The 6279-nt window shown below is 38.0% G+C and carries 5 protein-coding genes; all 5 read left to right on the top strand.

Annotation, left to right across the window (positions count from 1 at the left end; all coding sequences use genetic code 11):
• Positions 1 to 67 precede the first annotated feature (67 nt).
• The 5 genes from ACQKCG_RS13590 to ACQKCG_RS13570 all read left to right on the top strand — a co-directional run bounded on the left by ACQKCG_RS13590 (position 68) and on the right by ACQKCG_RS13570 (position 6244).
• On the top strand, positions 68 to 607 hold the full coding sequence (locus ACQKCG_RS13590; RefSeq protein WP_427585480.1) for a hypothetical protein: 540 nt from the start codon (positions 68 to 70) through the stop codon (positions 605 to 607).
• Positions 608 to 673: 66 nt separating this feature from the next.
• On the top strand, positions 674 to 1582 hold the full coding sequence (locus tag ACQKCG_RS13585; protein WP_427585479.1) for an ATP-binding protein: 909 nt from the start codon (positions 674 to 676) through the stop codon (positions 1580 to 1582).
• A 237-nt stretch (positions 1583 to 1819) separates the two neighbouring features.
• On the top strand, positions 1820 to 2383 hold the full coding sequence (locus ACQKCG_RS13580; protein WP_201572923.1) for a hypothetical protein: 564 nt from the start codon (positions 1820 to 1822) through the stop codon (positions 2381 to 2383).
• On the top strand, positions 2383 to 4707 hold the full coding sequence (locus ACQKCG_RS13575; protein ID WP_201572925.1) for a hypothetical protein: 2325 nt from the start codon (positions 2383 to 2385) through the stop codon (positions 4705 to 4707). The genes ACQKCG_RS13580 and ACQKCG_RS13575 overlap by 1 nt, the downstream gene beginning before the upstream one ends.
• Positions 4700 to 6244 carry a hypothetical protein gene (locus ACQKCG_RS13570; RefSeq protein ID WP_427585478.1) on the top strand — a complete coding sequence of 515 codons (1545 nt, stop codon included), beginning with the start codon at positions 4700 to 4702 and terminating at the stop codon, positions 6242 to 6244. Before ACQKCG_RS13575 ends, ACQKCG_RS13570 begins: the two co-directional genes overlap by 8 nt.
• The last annotated feature ends 35 nt before the right edge of the window (positions 6245 to 6279 follow it).

Raw genomic sequence — 6279 nt, 5'->3', positions numbered from 1 at the left:
GCTAAAGCGTGTCTTTTTCATAGGATTCTCCTGCTGGTGTATTTTAGCAGTTAATCTCTATTTGTAAGTGTTCTTATTTATTGGGGGGATTACCACGCAAAAAGATGCTATAACCAATAAACAAAAATTAGAAACTAATAACTATGAAAAAGAAATTAACTGCGAAAAATGGCGTGAAGAAAAATTTGAGTTGTTCTATGCAGCATACCCAAACAAAAAATCGAAAGGTACAGCTGAAACAACTTGGCACAGTGTGTTTAAAGGAACTAAGAAAGAGGCAAAAGTTAAACATAAACGACCTGATGATCCTCAAGCCTTGTTTGATAAAATTATGAAAGCAGTGCGAGATCAAATCCCTGTAATACAAGCTTCTGAATATCAAAAACACCCTAGCACTTGGCTAAACGCCAAATCTTGGGAGGATGAACCAACCATAGTTAAGGTATCTCCTACCATGAACGGCAAATCGTATAATCGAGCCACTGATCCGCAAGCGGTAAACGATTACTGGGGCAATCCTGGGGCTGACATGACTGATGAAGAGAAAAAATCTTGGATAGGTGATCACGAATATTATGATGAAAATAAGCATTGTATATCGTACTAGCCTAACTGGTTAGCATCCTCACAAACTCTACTTCACTAAGCCACAAAAAATTAATGGAGCTTTGATATGACATTACTGAACTATGCAGAAGAAAGACATGACACAAAATGTATAAATGGCACAAATATTAATAATTACAAACAAGGTTCGATTAGCAGTCTAGCTAAGCAAGAAAACTCTACTTTTATCCAGCTTGCCTATGAGATGGATGAAATCACTACTAACTGTGATGTACATGGCCGCCAAACATGGAAGGTGTCAAAAACTGCGATAAAAGCAGGTGAGAACTCCTGTCAGAAATGTAAATGGGATGCTGACGCATATACCGAACGTTTAGCTCGCCTGCGTAATGAACTTAGTAGAAATCTTGACATTCCAAAAGAACATTTGGGTATGGGTTTTAACACATGGGCTATATTGGGCGATGAAGCAATTCGTGAACGTTTTTATAATATTATAAATGTCATGCGTAAGTATGTATCAACTTATGGCGCTGATAGTAAAAACATTGTATTAACAGGTAATACTGGGACTGGCAAAACTAAGTTAGCCTGCCTAATCGCTAATGAGATTATCAACCAAAAGTTCAAGACTAACATGACTGTAGTTTATAAGCGGGAGAGTCAAATTCATAGGGAGGTCAGGATGACATGGGATAGGAATACTAAAGATACTGAAGCTACATATATCGAGCAGATTAGTCGTGCTACTGTCTTTATTCTTGACGAAGTAGGTGAAAATACGACCCGATTGAATGAGCTAATGGCTCAGGAAGACAGAGAGCGCCTATCCGCTATCATTGATCGCCGTTATCAACTAGGTTTACCAACAATTATTACCACCAATCTATCGCCGGAAAGTTTTAATCGTTACATTGGTGACCGTGCAGTCGACCGAATCCGTCAGCGTATAATTAATATTAATTGCACGTGGCCTAGTTATCGTATGCTGACTCAAAAGGTAACGGATTTGTGAGTAAAGCTCCTTACGCTCAAACCCCAACTCTGACCTCTTCACCTAATAAAATTAGAAAAAGAGATAACCTCTTGAAGCTATATATCCTATAGTGTTAAGAGGTTTTTTTATGCCTAAAATAATACTAAATGATTAATAATACTAATTATTTTACGATATTAATCCCCGCAATACTAAAGCATTTGACACCTGAATGATTATTGGATAACATGAATTATATTCACGATAAATACATAAATGATGAAAAATAATAAACTTAAGGTTAGGCAAAAAATTGCCAACCCTAGTAAGGATGATCTGTATGTACATCCGTATGCTAGAACTGCTTTAGGTGTTTGGCAGAGAATGAGACCTAAAACTCCTTATATCGATATGAAGTTTTTGGATAATTTTTACCGTCCACCACTTCGGTTAGTTGATGGAGGGAATAACAATTTTTATTTCTTTAATGATTTCCAAAGAGTCGATCAGGTCTTAAGGTTCGAGAGTGATAGTGATTATCCGTGTTTAATAATCCCTGAAAGTATTAAAGACGTTCAGCAGCTCGCATGGAGGGATGTTATAGACTTAATTTTCTTGAAAGGTATTCACCATCCCGATTTGTTTAAAGCGCTTAAAAGTACGGCGCCTCAAAGTGTGATATATCAGCTTATGGGGGTTAGGCAACTGACTGTAAGGGAGTATTGCCATTTTGCAGGTATTAGCCAGAGTAGTTATGAATATCGCCAATGTAAGCTTGCACTAGAAGAGCGAGTTCTAGGTATTCCTCAAAGTATGAGCTGGTTGAGTGGTGCATCCTAATGAATATAAAGCAGTTTGATAACAGCGAATTACAGAGGGTTTTAGATAATCTAGTGCCGCTTGATTCACTGTACTGTATAAAAGTACAAACCTTGATTATTAATACTCTTTATATTAATCCAAGCTTCTACCTACATATTGATGAGTATGCCAAGATAGATATGCCAGTATTTGCATCGTCTGAATGTGAAGCTATTGCCAGGGAAGTCGTCAAAGAGAAAAAGATCGAGGCTTGGGCGGTTACTTATATGCTGGTCTTGTTTTACCAGAGGTATGGTCAAGCACGTAGTGATAATGAAGCATGGCAGTTTATGAGTGCATATCTGCAAATAATTATTATGATTGCTATACGTAAGGATGAGCACTCTGCCAAAGTCAGTCAGCTAAGTGTGCGTCTAAGGATGGGGTTAAAGGACAACAACCCACAGTCTGAGATTATTAAAAAACTGATTGATATCCATGCTCAACGTGCTTCACTGAGGAATGCACTAGAAGCATTACGCGTATATGAAGCTAAGATAAGAAGTGATGAAGAGTCAGGCAAAGTGGTTAATCAAAAGTTGGCTAGTAAAATTGGTCAAATAAGACTTGCCTATGAAGTGATTGCAGAGAACAAAGCGTTTGTGGGTAAAACCTATACCAACTCACAAAACAATAAATTTAGCAAAGAACACACTAATAAGCGATACCTTGATAGTGCTGATGAGCCACTACGAGCGACAGTATTTGGCAGACCCCATATAAATGATAACGTGGCGGACGCTGAAAGTATTGCTGATGATGACCCGCCTGCGCTTCTAGACAATGACTTTAAGCCTTCCAGGACAACCGCTAAATCATCAGAGTTGCAACAATGGAAGCTAAAAAACAACTATCGACATGCCCGCCGTAATCAGTTTCATTTCCCTACCCATCTACGTCAACTAAGTCTACTAAGCTATCAAATGCTATTTGCTCGGTTATGGCAGCTTTTTGTCGTTGTTAGTTATAAACAGCGTCAGATTTATGCCGTTATATTGCTATCAATGGTAAGTGGCCGAAAGATCAAAGAAGTGCTTCATGAGCTGGCGTTGGATAAAAGTCAGCGCAAGTGGTTGAGCCATGAGAGCGGTTCGGCTGCTGACAGTTATGCTATGAGTAACACTATTAATGTAACTTCGAATCGTAGAAGTCACCTATTGCCGCATCGTCAGAGCCATGATAATGAATTTAAATTAGCTTTGCCAACTAGACTGCAAGCGGTTATTGAAAATAAGTTTTTGATAGATAGCAATGAGATCTCTGAAGTCCTAGCAAGTTTAAAAACTCAGCTAGAGCTACCAGTGTTATCAAATCAGCATATTGACGCTTGTTTATATACAGTCATAAAGAATGAGCTCCACAAGCCATTACATGCCGACATGGTTACTGGGGTTGATGTTAAACATAGCTCACCTTTGTATTACGCCAGTATTGAGACGATAAGCTTAGAGAAAACCTACTACAGCGCTATATACTTATTAACCAAATATTGTACTGCGGACAGCCAAAATGAGCTGCGACAGCTTAGTATATTTAACACACAAAGTAATCGTTATAAAAAATATATCGGTAGTGACATGACTTTGAATACTGATATCTGTCAAAAGTTTTTTGATGAGCTTGCTGAAGCAGTTGAGAGTTATAACGGTCGATTAAAGCGGAATATCAACATACGGCAGGATCGCTATATTGAGCAGTTTAATGCTTATGGTGTATGGCTATGGCACATCATCTTTATTCAGACTGGGATTAGACCCGTAAAGCATGCGCCTGGGCTGTTAAATCAGTTTGATTTTAGGCAGGGGCTGTTATGGGTGTCGGATAAAGAAGAACGTCAGGGACAAGGGCAGGGAAGGCTTATTCCTCTTAGTGATTTCTTAGTCATAGCAATTCAAAATTATATTGAATATATCAAGCAATTTGCGGTCATGCATAATTCTATATATCCCAATGATCAATTTCCTATAAATAACATTTTGAACTCTAGTCAGCCACTCATTCAGCTATTTAGCCAAAACCCCAAAGGGTTTACCGGCATTACACCTAGTAAGGTTCGCTATCAGATAAAAAATTTTTTTAGTCATCAAGATAACTGGCTAAGACATCAATTACGCTCACTACTAACGAATAAGTCTCCTGAGCATTTAATCTGCGCCCTATATGGTCATGAACATCCAGATCAGGAGGCTATGCATCCCATGTCATCATTATCCATTAATGAGCTAAAAGAGTTATCCGCTGACTTAGATAAAGTTGCAGTTGAGCTTAACCTACGACAAGTTGAGGTAAATGTATATGGATAATGCTGTTGCCCATCAGTTAAGAGAAGAAAATAAAAGCAAGAGTCATGTGAGTATCAAAAATGAGGCAAAAGTTTTGATAGCTTCGTATGTTGATGACAATCACATACCCACAGGAACAGACCTAACTGAATACTATCAAACCATTGATAGCGTGCTTGAGATACGCTTTGATACTGCACATACCTATTATTTAGCCAGGCAAGGATTTTTAGAGTTCATTCGAAGTTATAACAAATTACATGGATTGAATTTAGATGAGCCGGTTGTACCAGTTATAGCAGAGCGTGATCATTTAACAATATCTTACGATTGGATGGTAAATGGTGCTCAAGTAAGCCTTGCTAGCCAGCAAATGATTGAGATATGGCAACGGAAAAGAAGGTTCTCAAACAATGATTTGATTGAGTCAGTGCTCTACTGTAGCGTGATGTATGGGGGGTTGAATGACATAGATGTGTTAAAAGCACTGTATCAATGGCTCATAGGCGAACGAGACATATATCAATTGCAGCTACCAGCAACTGATGAATTACCAGGTTCAGGTGTCAGCAGCGAGAGTTTGGCGCTAATCTTGCTCAGTATTGATGATGATAATTACGGTTGTTCTTATACGCAAGGTCATATCTCAGAGGATGTATCTACTACAAGCTTACAGCGCTATGTAGAGTACATACCTGATGATATGACACTTTGCTTTTTATACGCGCTAAAAAATAAAAAGTTAAAAAAAGAAGATGTGAAGTCATTCGAAACCATTATCAGTGATATTTGTAAGAAGCTAAAACTACAAAATAAAGATAAAAGTAAACCGCATTTATCACAGTTAATAAAATACGCTGACTATCATTGGCGACAGATGAAAGGAGGCGATATAGACACTGCACTGGCTATTGTTAGACAGGGCAAGATTAAAACGACGGGCTTAACCACAAATAAGCTTATTAATTATAATCAAGAGGTGATTAACTCAAATATACAGCCGCTCACTTGGGAAGAGTTATTTGTAGCAAGCTTTTCAGAATCTGACGAAAAAGGTACCAATAGTAGGGAGTATCCAAGTTTTAGTAAGAATCTCATTAAAGAGGTTCAAGATGCTCTTAAAGGCAGTAAAGCATCCGCTATTATACAAGTAGAGCTGTTACAGCAGGAGTTAACCCAACCCAACGCCATGCGTCTTTTAGGGTGGGTCAATAGCTTGTTGAGTGATAATAATAGTAGGTTAGATACCATCAGTAAATATCTGGGATGTATTGGTCGTGATTGGCTGATGCTAACAATGGATGAAAATCTTGATGAATGGTCTAACGAGGACTTTGAAGCTGTATATGAGGAAATTATTCAAAGTAAGATTAAGGATGGAAGAAAGCAATCTATCTTGCACAAGGATACAGACTTTAATGAAGACAACCTAGATAAAGATGACAAGTTAGTTAGTCTTTCAGACGATGAGTTAAATCAAAGTATTCACAACGGCTTAACTATAGTCACTGCACTACAAAAGAGTTATGTTTTGGATGAATATCATAAAACAATTTAGATAAGTCATTTTCCATCCAACCTTGGCGTAAAAAC

It is taken from the genome of Psychrobacter sp. NPDC078929 (assembly GCF_050267985.1).
In the GTDB taxonomy this organism is placed as follows: domain Bacteria; phylum Pseudomonadota; class Gammaproteobacteria; order Pseudomonadales; family Moraxellaceae; genus Psychrobacter.
This window is presented reverse-complemented; position numbering and strand designations above follow the sequence as displayed.